This is a genomic window from Polaromonas hydrogenivorans (assembly GCF_040105105.1).
Lineage (GTDB): Bacteria > Pseudomonadota > Gammaproteobacteria > Burkholderiales > Burkholderiaceae_C > Polaromonas > Polaromonas hydrogenivorans.
The window spans coordinates 3,296,967-3,318,240 of sequence record NZ_CP157675.1; the positions used below are offsets into that span (position 1 = coordinate 3,296,967).

Annotated in this window: 16 protein-coding genes; 6 read left to right on the forward strand and 10 right to left on the reverse strand. The window is 64.5% G+C overall.

Going from position 1 to position 21,274, the window contains the following annotated elements:
- Positions 1–7: 7 nt before the first annotated feature.
- Both ABLV49_RS15830 and ABLV49_RS15835 read right to left on the reverse strand, forming a co-directional pair.
- Positions 8–2,254, reverse strand: a complete 2,247-nt coding sequence (locus ABLV49_RS15830) for a xanthine dehydrogenase family protein molybdopterin-binding subunit (RefSeq protein WP_349277898.1) — start codon at positions 2,252–2,254, stop codon at positions 8–10.
- A gap of 10 nt (positions 2,255–2,264) precedes the next feature.
- Entirely contained in the window at positions 2,265–2,738 is a 474-nt protein-coding gene (locus tag ABLV49_RS15835; protein WP_349277899.1) for a (2Fe-2S)-binding protein, read from the reverse strand.
- 239 nt (positions 2,739–2,977) lie between these two features.
- On the opposite strand from ABLV49_RS15835, the gene ABLV49_RS15840 reads away from it, so the two are divergent.
- On the forward strand, positions 2,978–3,886 hold the full coding sequence (locus tag ABLV49_RS15840) for an AraC family transcriptional regulator (RefSeq protein ID WP_349277901.1): 909 nt from the start codon (positions 2,978–2,980) through the stop codon (positions 3,884–3,886).
- A gap of 310 nt (positions 3,887–4,196) precedes the next feature.
- On the opposite strand, the gene ABLV49_RS15845 is transcribed toward ABLV49_RS15840, so the two are convergent.
- From ABLV49_RS15845 to ABLV49_RS15855, 3 genes are all read right to left on the reverse strand, one after another.
- The gene (locus ABLV49_RS15845; protein WP_349277903.1) at positions 4,197–4,592 is read right to left on the reverse strand and encodes a hypothetical protein; all 396 of its coding nucleotides are present in this window, start codon (positions 4,590–4,592) and stop codon (positions 4,197–4,199) included.
- A gap of 102 nt (positions 4,593–4,694) precedes the next feature.
- Positions 4,695–5,177 carry a DUF1854 domain-containing protein gene (locus ABLV49_RS15850; RefSeq protein ID WP_349277905.1) on the reverse strand — a complete coding sequence of 161 codons (483 nt, stop codon included), beginning with the start codon at positions 5,175–5,177 and terminating at the stop codon, positions 4,695–4,697.
- Positions 5,178–5,199: 22 nt separating this feature from the next.
- A complete protein-coding gene (locus tag ABLV49_RS15855; protein WP_349277907.1) occupies positions 5,200–7,545 on the reverse strand; it encodes an ABC transporter ATP-binding protein in 2,346 nt (781 codons plus the stop codon).
- 25 nt (positions 7,546–7,570) lie between these two features.
- Between ABLV49_RS15855 and ABLV49_RS15860 the strand changes: the two genes are divergently transcribed.
- The 5 genes from ABLV49_RS15860 to ABLV49_RS15880 all read left to right on the forward strand — a co-directional run bounded on the left by ABLV49_RS15860 (position 7,571) and on the right by ABLV49_RS15880 (position 14,227).
- Positions 7,571–7,891, forward strand: a complete 321-nt coding sequence (locus tag ABLV49_RS15860) for a hypothetical protein (RefSeq protein ID WP_349277909.1) — start codon at positions 7,571–7,573, stop codon at positions 7,889–7,891.
- The gene (gene cphA, locus ABLV49_RS15865) at positions 7,888–10,122 is read left to right on the forward strand and encodes a cyanophycin synthetase (RefSeq protein ID WP_349277911.1); all 2,235 of its coding nucleotides are present in this window, start codon (positions 7,888–7,890) and stop codon (positions 10,120–10,122) included. Before ABLV49_RS15860 ends, cphA (ABLV49_RS15865) begins: the two co-directional genes overlap by 4 nt.
- Positions 10,122–12,710, forward strand: a complete 2,589-nt coding sequence (cphA, locus tag ABLV49_RS15870) for a cyanophycin synthetase (RefSeq protein ID WP_349277913.1) — start codon at positions 10,122–10,124, stop codon at positions 12,708–12,710. The genes cphA (ABLV49_RS15865) and cphA (ABLV49_RS15870) overlap by 1 nt, the downstream gene beginning before the upstream one ends.
- 93 nt (positions 12,711–12,803) lie before the next feature.
- Positions 12,804–13,634 carry an urease accessory protein UreD gene (locus tag ABLV49_RS15875; protein WP_349277915.1) on the forward strand — a complete coding sequence of 277 codons (831 nt, stop codon included), beginning with the start codon at positions 12,804–12,806 and terminating at the stop codon, positions 13,632–13,634.
- A gap of 149 nt (positions 13,635–13,783) precedes the next feature.
- Positions 13,784–14,227 (forward strand): hypothetical protein, encoded by a 444-nt coding sequence (locus ABLV49_RS15880; protein WP_349277917.1) that lies wholly within the window; start codon positions 13,784–13,786, stop codon positions 14,225–14,227.
- Positions 14,228–14,340: 113 nt separating this feature from the next.
- Here the strand turns inward: ABLV49_RS15880 and urtE are convergent, their stop codons facing one another.
- The 5 genes from urtE to urtA all read right to left on the reverse strand — a co-directional run bounded on the left by urtE (position 14,341) and on the right by urtA (position 21,012).
- Positions 14,341–15,036, reverse strand: a complete 696-nt coding sequence (gene urtE, locus ABLV49_RS15885; protein WP_349277919.1) for an urea ABC transporter ATP-binding subunit UrtE — start codon at positions 15,034–15,036, stop codon at positions 14,341–14,343.
- 783 nt (positions 15,037–15,819) lie between these two features.
- Positions 15,820–16,698, reverse strand: a complete 879-nt coding sequence (gene urtD / locus ABLV49_RS15890) for an urea ABC transporter ATP-binding protein UrtD (protein ID WP_349277921.1) — start codon at positions 16,696–16,698, stop codon at positions 15,820–15,822.
- Positions 16,695–17,915: an urea ABC transporter permease subunit UrtC gene (gene urtC, locus ABLV49_RS15895; protein WP_349277923.1), complete on the reverse strand. Its 1,221-nt coding sequence runs from the start codon at positions 17,913–17,915 to the stop codon at positions 16,695–16,697. Before urtC ends, urtD begins: the two co-directional genes overlap by 4 nt.
- 3 nt (positions 17,916–17,918) lie before the next feature.
- Entirely contained in the window at positions 17,919–19,493 is a 1,575-nt protein-coding gene (urtB, locus tag ABLV49_RS15900; protein ID WP_349277925.1) for an urea ABC transporter permease subunit UrtB, read from the reverse strand.
- 235 nt (positions 19,494–19,728) lie between these two features.
- Positions 19,729–21,012, reverse strand: a complete 1,284-nt coding sequence (urtA, locus tag ABLV49_RS15905) for an urea ABC transporter substrate-binding protein (protein ID WP_349277927.1) — start codon at positions 21,010–21,012, stop codon at positions 19,729–19,731.
- Positions 21,013–21,274: the final 262 nt, after the last annotated feature.

Genomic DNA, 21,274 nt, shown 5'->3' on the forward strand with positions numbered 1-21,274 from the left:
CGCCGGGTCAGGCCAGCTTGAACGGCAGATCGCGCACCGGCTTGCCGGTCAGCCGCGCGATGGCGTTGGCAAACGCGGGAGCCAGCGGCGGCAGGCCGGGCTCGCCCATGCCGGTGGGCGCGTCGGCACTGGGCACGATATGCACCGCGATCTCGGGCATGTCGGTGATGCGCGCCACGCTGAAATCGCCAAAGTTGCCCTGCTCGACGACGCCATCCTTGAGCGTGATGGCCGCACCCGGCAGGCACATCGACAGCCCCATGACCGCCGCGCCCTGCACCTGGGCCTCGATGGTGCGCGGGTTCACCGCCAGGTTGCAGTGCACGCCGGCCGTCACGCGGTGCAGCACCGGCCGGCCTTCCTTGACCGAGGCTTGCACCACGTAGGCGACAACACTGGAAAAGGACTCGTGCACCGCCACGCCCCAGGCGCGTCCGGCCGGCAGCGGCTTCTTGCCGTAGCCGCTCTGGTCCACCGCCAGCTGCAGCGCGGCGCGGTGGCGCGGGTGCTTGTCGCCGAACAGCCGCATGCGGTAGGCCACCGGATCCTGCTGGGTAGCGCGGGCGATTTCGTCAAGCAGTGTTTCCATCACGAAGGCGGTATGGGTGGAACCCACGCTGCGCCACCACAGCACCGGCACATTGAGCTTGGGGTGATGCACGGTCAGGCGCATCGGCAGCGCATAGGGCTCGCGCATGCCCTCCGTGGCCGTGGCATCGATGCCGTTCTTCACCTGGAAACCCTCGAACACGGAGCCCGTGGTGATGGACTGGCCGACGATGACGTGGTCCCAGGCGAGCACCTGGCCATGCTCGTCAAAGCCGATGCGCGCGCGGTGCAGGTGCATGGGGCGGTAGTAGCCGCCCTTGATGTCGTCCTCGCGGCTCCAGAGCGTGCGCACCGGCGCGTTCAGGCCGGCGGCACGCGTGGCCTTGGCGATGGCGCAGGCCTCGATCACGAAGTCGCTGCTGCTGGAGAAACGCCGCCCGAAGCCGCCGCCCGCCATCTGCACATGCACTGCCACCTGCTCGGGCTTGAGGCCCAGCACGCGCGCGGCCGCGGCAGCGTCCAGACCGGGGCACTGGGAGCCGGTCCACAGCTCGGCGCGGCCCTCGGAGAGCTGAACAGTACAGTTGAGCGGCTCCATCGCCGCGTGGGCCAGGTAGGGGAACACGAACTCGGCTTGCAGTTGTCGGGGTGCCGTGGCCAGCGGCGCCATGTCGGCATCGAAGTGGCGCGGGCCAGGCTGGCCGGCCAGCTCGCGGTACTGGGCCAGTTGCCGTTCGCTGTCCACTTTCTCCACGCTGGACGTGTCCCACTGCAATTTGAGCGCATCACGCCCCAGCTTGGCCGGCCAGTAGCCGTCGGCCACCACGGCCACGCCTTCGGCGCCGCGGTCCAGCGGCACGCGCAGCACGGCCTTCACGCCTGGAACAGCGCGCGCCGCGCTGTCGTCCACCGAGGCGAGCCTGGCGCCGAACACCGGCGGATGGGCCACCACGGCGGTGAGCTGGCCGGGCAGGCGAGAGTCGATGCCAAAGTCCTGGCGTCCGCTGCTCTTGGCGCGCGCGTCCAGGCGATTGGTGGGGCGGCCGATCAGGCGAAAGTCCTTGGGATCTTTCAGCGTGACCTTCTCGGGCACCGGCAAGGCCATGGCGGCCTCGGCCAGTTCGCCGTAACCGAGCTTGCGCCCGTCAGGCGCCAGCACCTGGCCGGCCTGCGTGCGCAGCGTGGCCACGTCCACGTTCCAGCGCGCTGCCGCAGCGCCCAGCAGCATGGCCCGGGCGCGCGCGCCCAGCTCGCGGTACTGCGTGAAGCTGTTCTTGACCGAGTTGGAGCCGCCCGTCAGGTGAATGCCGAAGAGCGGGTCAACGTAAGCGGCGTCGCTGGAGCCGTGCCGGCTGCGCACCAGGCGCCAGTCGGCGTCGAGTTCCTCGGCCAGGATCATCGGCAGCGCGGTCTGCACGCCCTGGCCGAACTCCAGCCGGTTGATGGTGACGGTCACCTCGCCATTGGGGGCAATCTGCACAAAGGCCAAGGGCTGCTGCGTCGGCTTGAGGGCGCTGGCCGCCTGGCCGGCAGCGCTGGCCTGGGCCATGGCCAGGTGGGGAAAAGCGCCGAGCGCCAAACCGCCGGCGCCGGCCAGTTTCAGGAAGCTGCGGCGCGGCAGCGTGGCGCAGGCATCAATGCGGTCGCGTTCCAGCATGTGCTGCAGGGCGCGCGGCAGTTCGCGGTAGTCGATATGGGGCAACATGGCGGCTCCTTCAGGCGAGAGATTTGGCGGCGTCGGCCACGGCGGCACGGATGCGGGCATAGGTGCCACAGCGGCAGATGTTGCCGGCCATGGCGGTATCGATCTGGGCGGCGCTGGGCTGCTTGCCGCGTGGCAGCGACTTCAGGAACGCGGTCGCGCTCATGACCTGGCCGCTCTGGCAGTAGCCGCACTGCGCCACGTCGTGCTGGACCCAGGCGGCATGCACGGCGGCGCCGACACGGTCGCTGCCATCGGTCACGGCTTCGATGGTGGTGATTTTCTTGCCCCCGGCGGCAGAGATCGGCGTGATGCACGAGCGGATGGCCTGGCCGTCCAGGTGTACCGTGCAGGCGCCGCACAGCGCGGCGCCGCAACCGAACTTGGTGCCGGTCAGGCCCAGCGTGTCGCGCAGGGCCCAGAGGATGGGGGTACCGGGGTCGGCGTCAACCGTGTGCTGACGGCCGTTGACGTTGAGCGTGTTCATGGTGGGTCAGTTCTCCGTGGGGTGAGACAGGGTGATCAATGCATGGAAGTGTCCGCTTTTGCGACCGGACGGGCTTGCCGTTTTTGATTCTTGTCTTGCCTTTTTCAATGTTTCATCGCCAGAAAGTGAGTTTCTCGGAAGCGCCAGATGTACAGTCCTCCCCAGCGAGTCCTGTCTCGGAATCCTTGACTATTTCCCTCAATTCCAGAAACGAATCAACCCATCCAGGCTAGCTGACCATGCCCATCGAAACCCTGGCCCATGAGATTGGCAAGATTGCTCAAAATGACGGCAATTACCAAACCAGCATCCCGCAGCTCTCGCTCTACCGGCGCAGTGTCAAGACCGAGCCCATGCACTGCATCTACGGGCTGGGTCTGGGCATCACGGCACAGGGCGCAAAGCAGGTCACCCTTGGCGAGCAGGTGATTGCCTACGGGCCAGGCCAGTCATTGCTGACGACGGTTGATCTGCCCGTCGTCGCCCATGTCACCCGGGCCAACCTGGCCGAGCCTTTTCTGGGCATGATGCTGACACTGGATGCAAGCGTCCTGATGCAATTGGCGACGGAGATGGACCTGCCGCCACTGCCGCGAGAGCAGGCGCCTCGCGTGATCTCCCTGAGTCCGCTGGAAGCGCCTTTGCTCGACGCGCTGACCCGCCTGGTCCAGTTGCTGAACGAGCCTCGACACATCACCACGATTGCGCCCTTGATTCAGCGGGAGATCATGGTGCGACTGCTGTCCGGCCCGCATGGGCCCTACCTTCGGCAACTGGTGGCGGCGGGCTCACCCAGCCATCAGATCGCACAAGCCATGGCATGGCTCAAACAGAATTTCAGCCGCGACGTACTGATGGACCAACTCGCCGCCCGCGTGCACATGAGTCCATCGACATTCCGGCAGCACTTTCGCACTCTCACGGGCATGAGCCCCGTGCAGTATCAGAGGCAGTTGCGCCTGCAGGAGGCGCGGCAATTGATGCTGAATCAGGCCCTGGATGCGAGCAGCACGGCGGCGCGCGTGGGCTACGAAAGCGCCTCGCAGTTCAGTCGTGATTACAGCCGCCTGTTTGGTGCGCCGCCCCAGCGCGACATCAAGCGAATGCAGCATTTGTCCGATGGAAGGGGGATGCAGTCCGCATCCTGAACCGCCGGGTGCTGAACATGACAGCGCTGGCCCTGGCCAACGCGGGCGCAAGAGGCCGAGGGACTGACTTGCTCCTTCCCCCGCTGGGGGAAGGCCGGGATGGGGGCGCACCCGATCCCTGGCTTCATCCCCGGACCCCCCGAGCGGTCAGCTTATGGGTTTGAGCATGTTTTGAGCCTCTTGCGCAATAGCAGCCTGCGCAAGCAGCTATTGATTTTGTAGTGCTTGGCTGGCTTGCTTAGGTGCTGCGCTACAGCACGTCACGCGCTACCATCGCCGGCACCAGCCCCTCTTGACGATAAAGCAGGCCTCATTCGGTTTTCAGTTCAACGGCGATTCCGTACATGACGATGGCTTGTGTACGAGGAATCCTGTTTTCCTTGGAGGGCTGGCAGTTGACGACGATTTTTTCGTTACCTTGCCAGGAATAGGTTATGGGCTGAGCGCAGTAACCCGCAAAGAAAACATAGCCGGAATCCGGGTTGCGAATGGACTTGTTGAACGACAGTGAGAGCGTGGTTCCATAGGGCGCGTGATCTTTGCCGTCCTGAAATGAGCGAAATTCAAAGATTGTTTTTCTTCCATCAGGCGATGATTGCTGCGATCTTTGCGAATAATTCAGGGCATCGAATAGATAGCCAGCAGCCTGAAACAGAATGAACGCGCCAATGATGGCCCAAGGCAACCTGGAAACAGACATGTTCATTCAGCCACCGGACGGCTGCGTAACGACGGTTATGGCGGACTTCATTGCTATTAATTCAATAGCTTCTTACGCCCGTCCATCATGCGCAAAATCTATATTTCATCATAAAAACCGCTCCAGCAGCCGGCGCGAGGGCCGGTCCAGCGCGGTCATGTCGGCAATGCGGTACTGCACGCCTTCGCTGCTGGCGATCAGGAGCGCGCTGCCCTTGAGGCGGCGAATGTCTTCCTCGCCCTTGAGCACGAAGGTCGTGTTGCCCCGGTCGGTTTCCACCGTCCAGACGCTGGGCGTGCCGAACGAGGACACGCTGACCAGCCGCCTGACTTCAGGCACGAAATCGCGCAGCGCCAGCTCCTCCTGCAGCAAGAGCCGAACGTCCGGCGGCAGGGCCGACAGCTGCGCTATCCAGACCAGTTCATGGCCCTCCAGGCTGACGAGCGAAATGCCCTCGTCGGGCGCGGCCAGCGGAAAGGCCCGCACCGGCATGACACCTTCGTGCTTTTCGCCGTGGGCGTCAGTGAAACGCAGGCGGCCCGAAGCCTGGCGCTTGAGCTGGAATTCAGGGGTCAAGGTGAAATTGGTCATGCTTTGTCCTTCGGTCGCGGGGTCACGCATTGCCGGCCTGCTGCGGCGCATGCTGGGCGGTGTGTTCCAGGTGCGAAGTCGCCACGGCGACAAGGCTTTCTGCCGTTTCCGTGTCATCGCTTTCGCTGTCCACCTGCCGCAACTGGGCCTCGTACAGCCGCCAGTAATGCCCTTGCCTGGCCATCAGCTCCTCATGCGGGCCGACTTCCACCACCTGGCCCCGGTCCATCACCACCAGCCGGTCGGCCTTGCGCAGCGTGGACAAGCGGTGGGCAATCGCAATCGTCGTGCGGCCCTGCACCAGGTTGTCCAGCGCCTTCTGGATTTCCTTTTCGGTTTCGGTATCGACCGACGAGGTGGCTTCGTCCAGGATCAAAATGCGCGGGTCGATCAGCAGCGCGCGCGCAATCGAGATGCGCTGGCGCTCGCCGCCCGACAGCCCCTGGCCGCGCTCGCCGACCAGCGAGTCGTAGGCCTGCGGCAGCCGCAAAATGAACTCGTGCGCATGCGCGGCGCGCGCGGCGGCGACGATCTCGGCGCGCGTGGCGCCGGGCTTGCCGTAGGCGATGTTCTCGGCAATCGTGCCGAAGAACAAGAACGGCTCCTGCAGCACCAGGCCGATGTGGCGCCGGTAATCGGCCACGGCAAAGCGCCGGATGTCGGTGCCATCGACCTGGATGCTGCCATCGCTCACGTCATAGAAGCGGCAAAGCAGGTTGACCAGCGTGCTTTTGCCCGATCCGCTGTGGCCGACCAGGCCGATCATCTCGCCGGGCTGGATCTGCAAATCGAGCCCGCGAATCACCGAACGGTTGCCGTAGCGAAAGCCCAGGCCCTTCATCTCGATGCGGCCCTGCAGGGCTTCGATCTTCACCGGCTGCGCGGGTTCAGGCACGTTGGACACATGGTCCAGGATGTCGAAAATGCGCTTGGCGCCGGCAGCCGCCTTTTGCGTGACCGAGACAATCCGGCTCATCGAATCGAGCCGGCCGTAAAACCGGCCGATGTAGGCGATGAAGGCGGTCAGCACGCCGACCGTGATCTGCTGCTTCGACATCAGCCAGATGCCGAAGGCCCAGACCACCAGCAGGCCGATTTCGGTCAGCAGCGACACCGTGGGCGTGAACAGCGACCAGACCTTGTTGAGCTTGTCGTTGACCGCCAGGTTGTGCTGGTTGACGACGCGAAAGCGCTGCGCCTCGCGCTTTTCCTGCGCGAACGCCTTGACCACGCGGATGCCGGGGATGGTGTCGGCCAGCACGTTGGTCACGTCCGACCAGACGCGGTCGATTTTCTCGAAGCCGGTGCGCAGCTTGTCGCGCACGACGTGGATCATCCAGCCGATGAAGGGCAGCGGCAGCAAGGTGGCCAGCGCTAGATACGGGTTGATGGAAAACAAAATGGCGGCGGTCATGCCTATCATCAGCACGTCGGTGGCGAAGTCCAGCGCATGCAGCGACAAAAACACGCAGATGCGGTCGGTTTCCGAGCCGATGCGCGACATCAGGTCGCCCGTGCGCTTGGCGCCGAAATAGTCCAGCGACAGCTCCAGCAGATGGTCGAAGGTCGCGGTGCGCAGGTCCGCGCCGATGCGCTCGGACACCAGCGCCAGCAAATAGGTGCGCGCCCAATTCAGCGCCCAGCCCAGCAGCGCCGCGCCCAGCAGCGCGCCCAGAATCAGCCCGACCTTGCCCGGCTGGATTTGCTGGCCGTTCTGGAACGGGATCAGGATGTCGTCCATCAGCGGAATCGTCAGGTAGGGCGGCACCAGCGTCGCTGCGGTCGAGGCCAGCGTCAGCAAAAAGCCCGACAGCAACTGCCAGCGGTAGGGCCGGGCAAAGCGCCACAGCCGCAGCAGCACCCAGGTCGAGGGCGGCGTGTGGACTTCGCGGGCGCAGGCCGGGCATTCGTCGCTCTCTAGCGGCAGCGGCGCCTCGCATTCCGGGCACAGGGGCGCCTCGGCGTCGGCCCGGCCTTTCGCCTGCTGCCCGAACAGCCGCACCAGGCGCAGCGCCTGCACATTCGCGCCCAGGGTAAAACGCCAGCTGGCCAGGCGGCGGGACGACTCGCCGTGGCGGTCATGCAGCTCCAGGGTTCCCACGCCGGCATGGTCGAAATGGCGCAGTTCGAACTGCTGGGCGGGCTGGCCGGCTGCGCCGAGAAGCCAGTCGGACCAGGCGCCATCGGCGCCTTGGGCCAGCAGGCGGCGATTTGTCAGGGCCAGCAGGCCGGGCGCAAAGCGAAGTTGCGGGTCCAGGTCAACCGGCAGCGTGCACAAGACGTTCTCTTCGGTTGCCAGTTGTGAGCGAAGCCCTGCGAGTGCCGGGTCGCCAGGACTGGAATTGTCCTGAAGGTGCTGATGTTGCATGTTGTTTTGACTTCTTTTCCCTGCCGTGAGCATGACTTGCCACAGTCTGCAGGCCGGGCTCCCGGAAGGTTTTGGTATCGTGCGGGATGCATCTAAAAAACCGATTTTCGCCGAAGCCACCTCGCTTGAGTGCATGTTGACCGATTCCTGCTTTTTAATCCAGCCGGCCATTGATTCTCAAGGATTCGCAAAGCGGCACAATGCGTCCAGCCGATCCTGGCCACAAAAACCTGGCAGCCCGACAGCCTCTGCCTTTATTCGCCCCCTGACCGGCATGTCGCCGTTCCGGAATCAAAACGTCGCACCGGCCCGGCCGGTTGACCCCAACAAAATTTGCCACCCATGAGCAAACTGGACGATATCAAACTGCTGCGCATCAATTATTTGCGCGGCCCCAACATCTGGACCTACCGCGCGGTACTGGAAGTCTGGCTTGACCTGGGTTTGCTGGAAGACTTTCCCAGCAACCTGCTGCCCGGCTTCAATGACCGGCTGCTGGCTTTGCTGCCGGCGCTGCTTGAACACCACTGCGGCGTGGGCGAGCGCGGCGGCTTTCTGCAGCGCCTGAACGAAGGCACCTGGACCGGCCATGTGCTGGAGCATGTGGTGATCGAGCTGCTCAACCTGTCCGACATGCCGACCGGCTTTGGCCAGACCCGCAGCACCTCGAAGCACGGCGTGTACCGCATGGTGTTCCGCGCGCGCGACGAGCAGGTCGCCCGCACCGCGCTGGCCGAAGGCCACCGGCTGCTGATGGCCGCCATCAACCACCTGCCCTACGGACCGGCCGATGTCCAGGCCGCCGTGCAGGCCATCCGCGACCAGATCGACGACTGCTACCTCGGCCCCAGCACGGCGGCCATCGTCGCCGCCGCGACCGACCGGGGCATTCCGCACATCCGGCTGAACGACGGAAACCTGGTGCAGCTCGGCTACGGCGCCAGCCAGCGGCGCATCTGGACGGCCGAGACCGACCTGACCAGCGCGATTGGCGAAAGCATTGCCCACGACAAGGACTTGACCAAAAGCCTGCTGGCCAGCTGCGGCGTGCCGGTGCCCGAAGGCGAGATCGTGGCCAGCGCCGAAGAAGCCTGGGAAGCGGCGCAGGACATCGGCCTGCCGGTGGTCGTCAAGCCCACGGATGCCAACCACGGCCGGGGCGTGTCGCTGGACCTGAACACGCGCGAAGAGGTGCTGGCGGCTTTCGCGGTGGCCGAGCCCGAAGGCAGCGAGGTGATGGTCGAGCGCCATGTGCGCGGCCATGAGCACCGCCTGCTGGTCGTCGGCGGGCGCGTGGTGGCCGCCGCGCGCGGAGAAGTCGCGATGATCACCGGCGACGGCCAATTGACGGTCAACCAGCTGATCGACGAACAGCTCAATACCGACCCCCGGCGCGGCACCGGGGAAGACTTTCCGCTCAGCCGCATCGACACCGCCACCGACGGCGCCATCGTGCTCGACCTGCAGCGCCAGGGCTTGACGCCCGAAGCCGTTCCGGCAGCCGGCCGCGAGGTGCTGATCCAGCGCAACGGCAACGTGTCCATCGACTGCACCGACGAGGTGCATCCCGAGGTCGATTACATCGTCTCGCTGGCCGCGCGCGTGGTCGGTCTGGACATTGCCGGCATTGATCTGGTGGCGCAGGACATCTCGCGCCCGCTGCATGCGCAGGGCGGCGCGATTGTCGAGGTCAACGCCGGCCCCGGCCTGCTGATGCACTTGAAGCCCGCGCAGGGCGCGCCGCGCCCGGTGGGCCGCGCCATCTGCGACCACCTGTTCGCGCGCAACACTGACACGCCCGACCACCGCAGCCAGGGCAGCGACGGCCGCATCCCCATCGTCGGCATTGCCGGATCAAGCGGCACGCAGCACATTGCGCGGCTGGTGGCTTGGCTGCTGCACCTGTCGGGCCGCTACACCGGCCTGGCCTGCCAGGATGGCCTGTTCCTGGACCAGCGCCGCGTCGAGAGCGCCGACAGCACGCACTGGGAAGCCGGCCAGCGACTGCTGATCAACCGGGCGGTGCAGGCCGCCGTGTTTGAAAACGGCGCCGACACGATTTTGCGCACCGGGCTGGCCTATGACCGCTGCCAGATCGGCGTGGTCACCGACCTGGACGGCGCCGCCGGCCTGGCCGAATTCGATATCCGGGACGACGCGCAGATGTTCAAGGTCATGCGCTCGCAGGTCGATGTGGTGCTGCCCGGCGGCGCGGCGGTGCTCAATGCCGCGCATGCCGGCGTGGCCGACATGAAACCCTTGTGCGACGGCGAAGTGATTTTCTACAGCCTGGACCCCGGCGCGGCGGCCATTGCAACGCACCGTGGCGACAACGGCCGGGCCGTGTATGTGCGGCAAAACCAGGTGGTGCTGGCCACCGGCACGACAGAATCCTTTTTGCCCGGCCTGGGCAAGCTCACGGCCTGGTGCAAGCGGCATGCGCGCAGCGGCATCACCGAAAGCTCGCTGCTGGCCGCCATCGGCACCGCCTGGGCGCTCGATATTCCGCTCAACCTGATTGGCGCGGGCATCGAAGCCTTTGACTCCAACCCACAACCTGCCGGGAGGGCAGACTGATGGAAGTTTCGCGTATCCGGGCCCTGCGCGGCCCCAACCTGTGGAGCCGCCGCACGGCCCTTGAAGCCATCGTCGCCTGCAGCCCTGCCGAATGCTCGGTGGACAACCTGGCCGGCTTCGAGCCGCGCCTGCGGGCCTTGTTTCCAGGCATCGGCGTCCTGCGCGACACCGGCCCCGCCGGTCCGGTGTCGCTGGCGCATGTGCTCGAAGCCGCCGCGCTGGAGCTGCAGGCCGCAGCCGGCTGCCCTATCACCTTCAGCCGCACATCGGCCACGCTGGAGCCCGGCACCTACCAGGTCGTGGTCGAGTACAGCGAAGAAGCGGTGGGCCGCCTGGCGTTCGAGCTGGCGCAGGCGCTGGTGCATGCGGCCTTGCGGGAAGCGCCTTTTGACCTGCAGGCCGCCATTACCCGCCTGCGCAATCTGGATGAAGACGAGCGCATGGGTCCGAGCACCGGCGCGATTGTCGATGCCGCCGTGGCGCGCGGCATTCCCTACCGGCGCCTGACCAAGGGCAGCATGGTGCAGTTTGGCTGGGGCTCGCGCCAGCGCCGCATCCAGGCGGCCGAACTCGACAGCACCAGCGCCGTGGCCGAATCGATTGCGCAGGACAAGGATCTGACCAAGAAACTGCTGCGCGCCGCCGGCGTGCCGGTGCCGCTGGGCCGTCCGGCCGTTGACGCGGACGACGCCTGGGCCGCGGCGCTGGAGGTCGGCCTGCCGGTCGTGGTCAAGCCGCAGGACGGCAACCAGGGCAAGGGCGTGACGGTCAACATCATGACGCGCGAGCAGCTGGACAGCGCCTGGCGCGCGGCCGCCGAACATGGCGAGGTCATCGTCGAGCGGTTCCTGCCGGGCTGCGACTTTCGCCTGCTGGTGGTCGGCGCCAAGCTGGTCGCGGCCTCCCGGCGCGAGCCGCCGCAGGTCGTCGGCGACGGCGCGCACACGGTGCGCGAACTGGTCGAACTCGTCAACCAGGACCCCAGGCGCGGCGAAGGCCATGCCACGTCGCTGACCAAAATACGGTTTGACGACATTGCCGTCGCCCGGCTTGATGCCCAGGGCTTGAGCCCCGCGTCGATTCCGGCCAAGGGCCAGCGCGTCATCTTGCGCAACAACGCCAACCTGAGCACCGGCGGCACCGCCACCGATGTGACCGACGAAGTGCATCCGGCCGTCGCGGCCCGCGCCGTGGCGGCCGCGCAGATGATCGGCCTGGACATTTGCGGCGTCGATGTGGTGTGCGAAAGCATGCTGCGCCCGCTGGAGGCGCAAAACGGCGGCGTGGTCGAGGTCAATGCCGCGCCCGGCCTGCGCATGCACCTGTCGCCTTCCTACGGCAAGGGCCGCGCCGTCGGCGCCGCCATGATCGACGAGCTGTTCCCTTCGGGTGAAAACGGCCGCGTTCCCGTCATTGCCGTCACCGGCACCAACGGCAAGACCACCACCACGCGCCTGATCGCCCACCTGCTGGCCGCGCAGGGACTGCGCACCGGCATGACGAATACCGACGGCGTCTATATCAACGGCCGGCAGACCGACAGCGGCGACTGCAGCGGCCCGAAAAGCGCGCGCAACGTCTTGATGCACCCCGACGTGGACGCGGCGGTGTTCGAGGTCGCGCGCGGCGGCGTGCTGCGCGAAGGCCTTGGTTTTGACCGCTGCGAGGTCGCCGTGGTGACCAACATCGGCAGCGGCGACCACCTCGGGCTGAACTACATCACCACGGTCGAAGACCTGGCGGTCTTGAAGCGCGTGATCGTGCAGAACGTCGCGCCCACGGGTTACGCGGTGCTCAATGCGGCCGATGCCATCGTCACCGAGATGGCCCAGTCCTGCCCGGGCAAGGTGATCTTTTTTGCCGCCGACCGCCATCACCCGCTCATGGCCACGCACCGCGCGCAGGGCAAGCGCACGGTGTATGTCGATGGCGCCATGCTGGTGGCCGCCGAAGGCGCGCGCGTCGAGCGCATCGCGCTGCTGGGCATTCCGGTCACGCGCGGCGGCAGCATCGGCTTTCAGGTCGAAAACGTGATGGCGGCCGTGGCGGCGGCCTGGGCCGTCAACGTCAGCTGGGACACCATCAAAAGCGGCCTGGCCAGCTTTGCCTGCGACACGCACAACGCGCCCGGCCGCTTCAACGTGATGGACTATGCCGGCGCCACCGTGATTGCCGACTACGGCCACAACCCCGACGCCATGCTGGCGCTGGTCGCCGCCGTCAATGCCATGCCGGCCGAGCGCCGCAGCGTGGTCATCAGCGGCGCGGGCGACCGCCGCGACAGCGACATCACCAACCAGACGGTGATTCTGGGGGCCGCGTTCGACGACGTGATCCTGTACCAGGACGCCGCCCAGCGCGGCCGGGCCGATGGCGAAGTGATGGCGCTGCTGCGCGAAGGCCTGAAGGACGCCAGCCGCACGCAGCGGATTGACGAAATACGCGGCGAGTTCGTGGCCATCGACACGGCGCTGGCGCGCCTGCAGCCTGGCGACCTGTGCCTGGTCCTGGTCGATCAGGTGCAAGAAGCGCTGGACCATCTGGCGCTGCGGATCAGGGAAGCCCAGGGAAAACTGACGCCGGCCTGAAATTTATAAGAAAAAAGGCTTTTGCGCATGTCCAGCAAGCGCAAGAAGCTACTTTTTTAATAGCAAACTAACCCGCCTGCTCACCCTGCCCTCATGACCTGGAACGCGACCCTCGCACTCGACTACACGCTGCAGGCTGAAAAAACCGTCGCCCACTTTCGCCACAGCGGGCCGCTGCGGATTTTGCAAAGCCTGTACCCCGAAGGCGACGGCATTTGCCACAACGTCATCGTCCATCCGCCCGGCGGGCTGGTGGGCGGCGACACGCTGGACTTGGCCTTCAGCGCCGGCCCGGGCGCGCATGGCCTGGTCACCACGCCCGGCGCCACGCGCTTTTACCGCTCGACCGGCGAGCCCGCGCTGCAGCGCACCCGGCTGTCGCTGGCGGCCGGCGCGCGCATGGAATGGCTGCCGCTCGAAGCCATCTGCTACAGCGGCTGCCTGGCTGAAAACCGGCTGACCCTGGAACTCGCGCCCGGCGCCGAGCTGATCGGCTGGGACGTGACGGCGTTTGGCTTGCCCGCTGCCAGCCTGCCCTTTGCGCTTGGCAGCTTTTGCCAGCACATTGAAATGCCGGGCGTGTGGCTGGAACGCGCGCGCATCAAAGCCAGCGACACGCTGCTGATGGACAGCCCGCTGGGGCTGGCCGGGCAGCGCTGCATGGCGTCGATCTTCTTCGTGGCCGGCAGCAAGCTGGAGCGCAACCGCAGGCAGCAAGCGCTGGACGTGGCCAGAGAGGTCATCGAAGCGCATGCCTTGCGCGCCACGGCGGGCGCCACCAGCCCGGATGGGCAGGTGGTGGTCGTCAGGGTGCTGGCGCCGCTGGTCGAGCCGGCGATGCTGCTCCTCAGGCAGGTCTGGCAGGCCTGGCGCGCCCATTTCTGGCAGCAACCAGCGGCCATGCCGCGCATCTGGTCGATGTAAAACGGGCTTTTGGGGGCTTTTTGGCTTGAAAGAGCTGTCCTACAGAGGAATCCGGCATTGCACGCGGCCTGGGCGCCGCATTTCCTGTCAGTCTGCAAAGCCTTGGGGTTTCACACTCTCCGTATAAATCTTTATCAGGAGTTCCGGCCATGCTCACATCCATCAAGTCCCGTTTCACCCGCCCTTTGCGACTTAACCGCCTGGGCAAGGGCATCACTTATTTCGGACTCACCGCGCTGCTGGCGATGACGGCGGCGACCGCTCAAATAGCCGCCCCGGACACCTCCGGCCTGGACAGCACGGGCAATGCCAAAAGCGAAATGGCCGCCTGCAAGAGCGGCAAAACCCAGCAGGACCGCAACGCCTGCATGAAAGAAGTTCGCAATGCCAATGCGGAAAAGCGCGCCGGCAAGCTGGGCAGCGGCGCCGACTACACGGCCAACGCCATGAAGCGCTGCGAAGTCTTCAAGGAAAGCGAAGACCAGGCCGCCTGCCGCGCGCGTGTCGAGAGCCAGGCCAAGCTGGACGGCAGTGTCGCCAGCGGCGGCGTACTTCGCCAGGGTGAAATCACGGTGCCAGCCACCCCGCAATAAAGTTGCCATCTGCTTTCAGCAAGCTTGCAGAAAGCAGAAAGCGCCTGCTGAAGCAAAAGAAAAATGGGCCGATTGTGGCCCATTCTGCTTTTTGCAATGGATCTGGCAGCCCGCTAAATCGCCACCATCTGCCGCACGCCATCGGCGGGCATGTTCTTGCCCAGCCCGCGCGCGATGAACTCGCCGCGTTCCATGACCAGGTAGTCGTCGGCCAGTTCCTCGGCAAAGTCGTAGTACTGCTCGACCAGCAGGATCGCCATGTCGCCCCTATCGGCCAGCATGCGAATCACGCGGCCGATGTCCTTGATGATGCTGGGCTGGATGCCTTCGGTCGGCTCGTCGAGGATCAAGAGCTTGGGTTTGGCGGCCAGTGCGCGCGCAATGGCGAGCTGCTGCTGCTGCCCGCCCGACAGGTCGCCGCCCCGGCGGTTCAGCATCTGCTTGAGCACCGGGAACAATTCGAACAGCTCGGCGGGAATCGGCGTGCTGGCGCTTTTGTAGGCCAGCCCCATGCGCAGGTTTTCTTCAACCGTGAGCCGCGCAAAGATTTCCCGGCCCTGGGGGACGAAGCCGATGCCGGCGCGGGCGCGCTCGTAGGGCGTGTATTTCTGGATTTGCTGGCCGTCGAATTCGATGCTGCCGGTCTTGATGGGCACCAGGCCCATGAGCGACTTGAGCAGCGTGGTCTTGCCGACGCCGTTGCGCCCAAGCAGCACGGTGACCTTGCCGAGGTGGGCTTCGAGGCTCACATCGCGCAGGATGTGGGAGCCGCCGCCGTAGTATTGGTTGATGTTTTTGACTGTCAGCATGGCTTTGTTCCCAGATTGGCTGCAGAGGTATGCAAAGTTCCGAGGCCGGGAATCGCCCGGCGGCGACTCACTTTCTTTTGCTTCGCCAAAAGAAAGTAAGCAAAGAAAAGGCGACCCGCAGTCCGAGTCCCTGCGCTTCGCTTCGGGCAACCTGCGCTACGCCGCAAAAGCGGGGGTCCGCGCAAACTCGCTACGCTCAAACAGCGCGCGGCCCTGATCCCGCTTTTGCGGCGTAGCACAGGCTCGGCCAGGACGGGACTTGCGGGAACGGATTCGGATTCGGGGAGGCCCCCATCCCTGCCTTCCCCCAGCGGGGGAAGGAGCAAAACGGGGAAAGTTGCGACGAGGCGATTACCTGTTTTTGCATCAAAAGTGGCTCTAGCGCAAGCAGCGCGTGCGTAACCAGCTATTGAATTCGTAGCATTGAGGGTTTGGGCTGAAACCTGGGCGCGGTGGCTGTTTGGCTGTTCGGCTGTTCGGACTTCATTCCCCGATTGCCCCGTTCTGTCTGAGCCTGCGCTGCCTGAGAAAAACGGGATCAGGGCCGCGCGCTGTTTGAGCGCAACGCAGTGGAGCGAGTTTGCGCGGACCCCCGTTTTTCTCAGGCAGCGCAGGTTACCCGTAGCGCAGCGAAGGGACTCAGACAGCCGGGTCGCCTTTCTTTTGCTTACTTTTCTTTGGCGAAGCAAAGAAAAGTGAGTCGCCGCCGGGCGACTCCCGGCCTCGGGTCTTTGCAGAACGCAAGCGCTCAAGCACAACAACCCAGCCCGAACAGGACAAGAATCACCGACCAAGATACACCTCGATCACCCGCTCATCCGCCTGCACCTGGTCCAGCGTCCCCTGCGCCAAGACAGAGCCATCGCACAAGACCGTAACGATTTCAGAAATAGTCCGAATAAAGCTCATGTCATGCTCAACCACCATCAGCGAATGCTTGCCCTTGAGCGTCAAAAACAGCTCGGCCGTGCGCGCCGTTTCCTCATCCGTCATGCCCGCCACCGGCTCGTCAAGCAACAGCAGCTTCGGATCCTGCATCAAAAGCATGCCAATTTCCAGCCACTGCTTTTGCCCATGGCTCAGGTTACCCGCCAGGCGGTTCACACTGTCAGCCAGATGAATCGTCACCAGAATCTCGGCCAGCCGGTCGCTCTGCAACGAGTCCAGCCTGAAGAACATCGACGCCTTCACGCCCTTGTTGGTCTTCAGCGCCAGTTCCAGGTTTTCAAACACCGTGAGCTGCTCGAACACCGTCGGTTTCTGGAACTTGCGGCCAATGCCCAGTTGCGCAATCTCGGCCTCCTTGTGGCGCAGCAGGTCAATCGTGCTGCCGAAAAACACCGTGCCCTCGTCGGGCCGGGTCTTGCCGGTGATGATGTCCATCATGGTCGTCTTGCCCGCGCCGTTCGGGCCGATGATGCAGCGCAGCTCGCCCGGCGCAATGTCCAGGCTCAGCTTGTTGATGGCCTTGAAGCCGTCGAAGCTGACGCTCACATCCTGCAGGTACAGGATGCGGCCATGCGTGACATCGACCTCGCCCGGCGTGGCGATGCGTCCGGTGCTGGCGTTGCGCCCGCCCGAGGCGGTATTGTTCTGACGGGCCACCAGCGCCTGGTGCTCCTGGACGCGGCGAGCGCCCTCCTCCAGCAGATCGGGGGTCATTGTTCAGCTCCCTTGCGCAGTTTTTTCACTAGCCCGACGACGCCGTTGGGCAAGAAAAGCGTCACGCCAATGAACAGCGCGCCCAGAAAATACAGCCAGAACTCGGGATAGGCCACCGTCAGCCAGCTCTTGGCACCGTTGACGATGAAGGCGCCGACAATCGGCCCAATCAGGCTGGCGCGCCCGCCGACCGCCGCCCAGATGGCGATTTCAATCGAGTTGGCCGGGCTCATTTCACCCGGGTTGATGATGCCGACCTGCGGCACGTACAGCGCACCGGCCACGCCGCACATGACGGCCGAGATCACCCAGATCGTCAGCTTGTAGCCCAGCGGGCTGTAGCCCGAGAACATCACCCGCGTTTCGGCATCGCGAATCGCCTGCAGCACCCGGCCGAACTTGCTGCCGACCAGCCATTTGGCGAACAGGAAAAAGCCCAGCAGCGTCAGCCCCGTCATGACAAACAGCGTCATGCGCATCGACGGCGTGGCAATCGGGATGTCCAGGATGCGCTTGAAGTCGGTAAAGCCGTTGTTGCCGCCAAAGCCGGTCTCGTTGCGGAAAAACAGCAGCATCGCGGCAAAGGTCATGGCCTGCGTGATGATCGAAAAATACACGCCCTTGATGCGCGAGCGAAACGCGAAGTAGCCGAACACAAAGGCCACCACGCCCGGCACCGCGACGATCAGGATCAGGGTGGCGACAAAGCTGTCGCTGAAAGTCCAGTGCCAGGGCAGCTCCTTCCAGTCGAGGAAGACCATGAAGTCGGGCAGATTGCTCTTGTAGTTGCCGTCAGCGCCGATCTGGCGCATCAAATACATGCCCATGGTGTAGCCGCCGAGCGCAAAAAACACGCCGTGGCCGAGCGACAAAATGCCGGTGTAGCCCCAGATCAAATCCATGGCCAGCGCGCAAATCGCGTAGCACATGATCTTGCCCAGCAAGGCCACGGCATAGGTGCTCAGGTGCAGCGCATGGCCTTCGGGCACCCAGAGATTGAGCATTGGCGCGACGGCGCAGACCACGATCAGCGCAATGACAAAGGCGCTCCAGCCGCTGCGGGTCAGCAGCGGCCCCTTGCCTGGAAGCTCGACGCGCCCGGTTGGTGGCGCCGTAGGGCGATCTGCAACCGGCGCCGCAACCGAAGCTACGCGGGTCGGCTCCATGCCCTGCTCGGCCAGCAGGGATTCGTTGATGGTGGGAAATGGTGTGCTCATGGTTTATGCCTCCGCCGAACGGCCCTTCATCGCGAAAATGCCTTGCGGCCGCTTCTGGATGAAGATGATGATGAACACCAGCACGGCGATCTTGGCCAGCACGGCGCCGGTCCAGCCTTCGAGGAATTTGTTCAAGATGCCCAGGCCCATGGCTGCATAGACCGTTCCGGCCAGCTGGCCGACGCCGCCCAGCACCACCACCATGAAGGCATCGACGATGTAGCCCTGGCCCAAATCCGGCCCGACGTTGCCGACCTGGCTCAGCGCGCAGCCGGCCAGCCCGGCAATGCCCGAACCCAGCGCGAACGCATAGGTGTCGATGCGCGCGGTGTTCACGCCCATGCACGAGGCAATCGGACGGTTTTGCGTCACGCCGCGCACAAACAGGCCCAGCCGCGTCTTGCCGATCAGCCAGCCCATGCCCAGCAGCACGGCAATCGCAAAGCCGATGATGACGAGACGGTTGTAGGGCAGCGACAGGTTGCCCAGCACCTGCACGCCGCCGCTCATCCAGACCGGGTTCTCGACGCCGACGTTCTGCGCGCCGAAGATAGTCCGCACCAGTTGCTGCAGCATCAGGCTGATGCCCCAGGTGGCCAGCAAGGTTTCGAGCGGGCGGCCGTAGAGGAAGCGGATCACGCTGCGCTCCAGCACCGCGCCCATCAGCGCCGACGCCAGGAAAGCCACCGGCACGGCGGCCAGCAGATACCAGTCGAACGCGCCGGGCAGGTATTTCTGGAACAGGCCCTGAACGACGTAGGTGGCGTAGGCGCCGATCATCATCAGCTCGCCGTGCGCCATGTTGATCACGCCCATCAGCCCGTAGGTGATCGCCAGCCCCAGCGCCACCAGCAGCAAAATGCTGCCCAGGCTGATGCCGCTGAAAATCGCGCCCAGCTTGTCGCCCCAGGCGAGCGACGCCTCGACCTTGGCCAGCGCCGCCTGCAGCGCGACCTTCACATCGGCATCCAGCTCGGTGCCCAGGCGCTCGATCAGCACGGTTTTGGTCGCGGGATTTTTGCTGGCCGACAGCAGGCCGGCCGCTTCGAGGCGCTTGGCCTTGTCGCTGCTGCCGAGCAGGATGGCGGCGCGCATCATCTCCAGCTGGTCCTTCAGCGCGGGCACCGTTTCAGCCGCGTAGGCTTTTTCGATCAGCGGCAGCCGGGCCTCGTCGCTGTCGCTGCCCAGCGTCTTGATGGCTTCGCGACGCAGCTGTTCGTCCTTGGAGAGGAGCTTGAGCGCGGCCAGCGCGTTGTCGAGTTCGCTGCGCATCATGTTGGGGTTGATCACGTCTTCGGCATCTGGCGGCAGGGGCTGTTCGGCGCCGGTGACCGGGTCGAAGGCCTTGTCGTCCTTGACCACGAAGACCTTGTCGCCGCTGGTCTTGACGGCGTCGTCCGACAGCGCCTGGATGAAGGCGACGGTTTTTTCATCGGCCGTGAGCGCCGCCTTGTTCAGCGCCTCGACACGCGTGTCGGTTTCGCCAAAAATAATGCCTTTTACCTCGTCTGCGCTTAATGCATGGGCATGAGTAGCTATGAAAAGCGTAGCATAGAAAAGAAGGTGTCGAAGTAGCATAAAAGAACCTGTAGGTTGGGCGGGCACGCTTCACGGGGTGGCGCCCAGACTGCAATTTCCTTGAATCGTTCAGGGCCGGGGAGGCCCCGAACCAGCCTTAGGATCTGGCAAATAACAACTTCCCGTCCGTCATTCCCGCGAAGGCGGGAATCCAGCAACACGGACTGAAACGCTCAAACGAGTCTGGATACCCGCCTTCGCGGGTATGACGCAGGAAGTTATTGCAACCGCATCCTTACTTCTTGACGACGCTCATGCCCTTGACCGGCTCGTCAGGCTTGGACGCATTGCCTTCGATGTACGGGCTCCATGGCTTGGCCTTCACCGGGCCGGGCGTCTTCCACACCACGTTGAACTGGCCGTCGGCCTTGATCTCGCCGATGAACACCGATTTGTGCAGGTGATGGTTCTTCTCGTCCATCTTGGAGAGGATGCCCGACGGCGCCTTGAAGGTCTGGCCGGCCATGGCGGCAATCACCTTGTCGGTGTCGGTCGATTTGGCTTTTTCCACCGCCTGCTTCCACATGTTGATGCCGATGTAGGTCGCTTCCATCGGGTCGTTGGTCAGCGGCTTGTCCTTGTGGCCGGCGATGCCCTTGGCCTTGGCGTAGGCCGACCACTTGTTGATGAACTCGGTGTTGGTCGGGTTCTTGATCGACATGAAGTAATTCCAGGCAGCCAGGTGGCCGACCAGCGGCTTGGTGTCCACGCCGCGCAGTTCCTCTTCACCCACGGAGAAGGCGACGACCGGCACGTCCTTGGCCTTCAGGCCGGCGTTGCCCAGTTCCTTGTAGAACGGCACGTTCGAGTCGCCGTTGATGGTCGAGACCACCGCCGTCTTGCCGCCCTGCGAGAATTTCTTCACGTCGGCCACGATGGTCTGGTAGTCCGAATGGCCGAACGGCGTGTATTTTTCGTCGATGTCCTTGTCGGCCACGCCCTTGCTCTTGAGGTAGGCGCGCAAAATCTTGTTGGTGGTGCGCGGGTACACATAGTCGGTGCCCAGCAGCACCCAGCGCTTGGCGCCGCCGCCGGCCTTGCTCATCAAATAATCGACCGCAGGAATGGCCTGCTGGTTAGGCGCCGCGCCGGTGTAGAACACGTTCTTGCTCAGCTCTTCACCCTCGTACTGCACCGGGTAGAACAGCAGGCCGTTCATTTCCTCGACCACCGGCAGCACCGACTTGCGGCTCACGCTGGTCCAGCAGCCGAAGATCACGGCGACCTTGTCCTGGCCGAGCAGCTGCTTGGTTTTTTCGGCGAACAGCGGCCAGTTGGAAGCCGGATCGACGACGACGGGCTCTAACTTCTTGCCCATCACGCCGCCCTTGGCATTGATCTCGTCAATGGCCATCAGCACCGTGTCTTTCAGCACCGTTTCAGAAATCGCCATGGTGCCCGACAGGCTGTGCAGGATACCGACCTTGATGGTGTCCTCCGCCGCATACGCGGGCAGCGCGGACAGGGTGGTCAGGGCGACGGCAGCGGTGAGTGCCTTGAGGGTGAATCGACGTTGCATGAGTGCTTCTCCGGTATGGGTTGACAAGTTTCCATCTCGCTGGGTCGGGCCTGGGGAAACAGGCCTTTTTTGTCGCGATGGATGCACTTTAGGGAGGAACTGGGGATTGGGGAATACGCCGAGTGGCGTATGGGGGGGAGAATCGAAAGTAGCAGCCGATAAAACCAAGCGTCAAGCGAAAATAGTCACCCGTTGCTGGTGACATCAGTGATAACTCGAACAACACGGCACCAAGCGAATGCGCTGCCCTTAAGGAGTAAAA

Bases quoted from the DNA above. Each gene is read 5' to 3' on its own strand.
- ABLV49_RS15830 (WP_349277898.1), bottom strand. From the start codon at position 2,254: ATGTTGCCCCATATCGACTACCGCGAACTGCCGCGCGCCCTGCAGCAC.
- ABLV49_RS15835 (WP_349277899.1), bottom strand. From the start codon at position 2,738: ATGAACACGCTCAACGTCAACGGCCGTCAGCACACGGTTGACGCCGAC.
- ABLV49_RS15840 (WP_349277901.1), top strand. From the start codon at position 2,978: ATGCCCATCGAAACCCTGGCCCATGAGATTGGCAAGATTGCTCAAAAT.
- ABLV49_RS15845 (WP_349277903.1), bottom strand. From the start codon at position 4,592: ATGAACATGTCTGTTTCCAGGTTGCCTTGGGCCATCATTGGCGCGTTC.
- ABLV49_RS15850 (WP_349277905.1), bottom strand. From the start codon at position 5,177: ATGACCAATTTCACCTTGACCCCTGAATTCCAGCTCAAGCGCCAGGCT.
- ABLV49_RS15855 (WP_349277907.1), bottom strand. From the start codon at position 7,545: ATGCAACATCAGCACCTTCAGGACAATTCCAGTCCTGGCGACCCGGCA.
- cphA (WP_349277911.1), top strand. From the start codon at position 7,888: ATGAGCAAACTGGACGATATCAAACTGCTGCGCATCAATTATTTGCGC.
- cphA (WP_349277913.1), top strand. From the start codon at position 10,122: ATGGAAGTTTCGCGTATCCGGGCCCTGCGCGGCCCCAACCTGTGGAGC.
- ABLV49_RS15875 (WP_349277915.1), top strand. From the start codon at position 12,804: ATGACCTGGAACGCGACCCTCGCACTCGACTACACGCTGCAGGCTGAA.
- ABLV49_RS15880 (WP_349277917.1), top strand. From the start codon at position 13,784: ATGCTCACATCCATCAAGTCCCGTTTCACCCGCCCTTTGCGACTTAAC.
- urtE (WP_349277919.1), bottom strand. From the start codon at position 15,036: ATGCTGACAGTCAAAAACATCAACCAATACTACGGCGGCGGCTCCCAC.
- urtD (WP_349277921.1), bottom strand. From the start codon at position 16,698: ATGACCCCCGATCTGCTGGAGGAGGGCGCTCGCCGCGTCCAGGAGCAC.
- urtC (WP_349277923.1), bottom strand. From the start codon at position 17,915: ATGAGCACACCATTTCCCACCATCAACGAATCCCTGCTGGCCGAGCAG.
- urtB (WP_349277925.1), bottom strand. From the start codon at position 19,493: ATGCTACTTCGACACCTTCTTTTCTATGCTACGCTTTTCATAGCTACT.
- urtA (WP_349277927.1), bottom strand. From the start codon at position 21,012: ATGCAACGTCGATTCACCCTCAAGGCACTCACCGCTGCCGTCGCCCTG.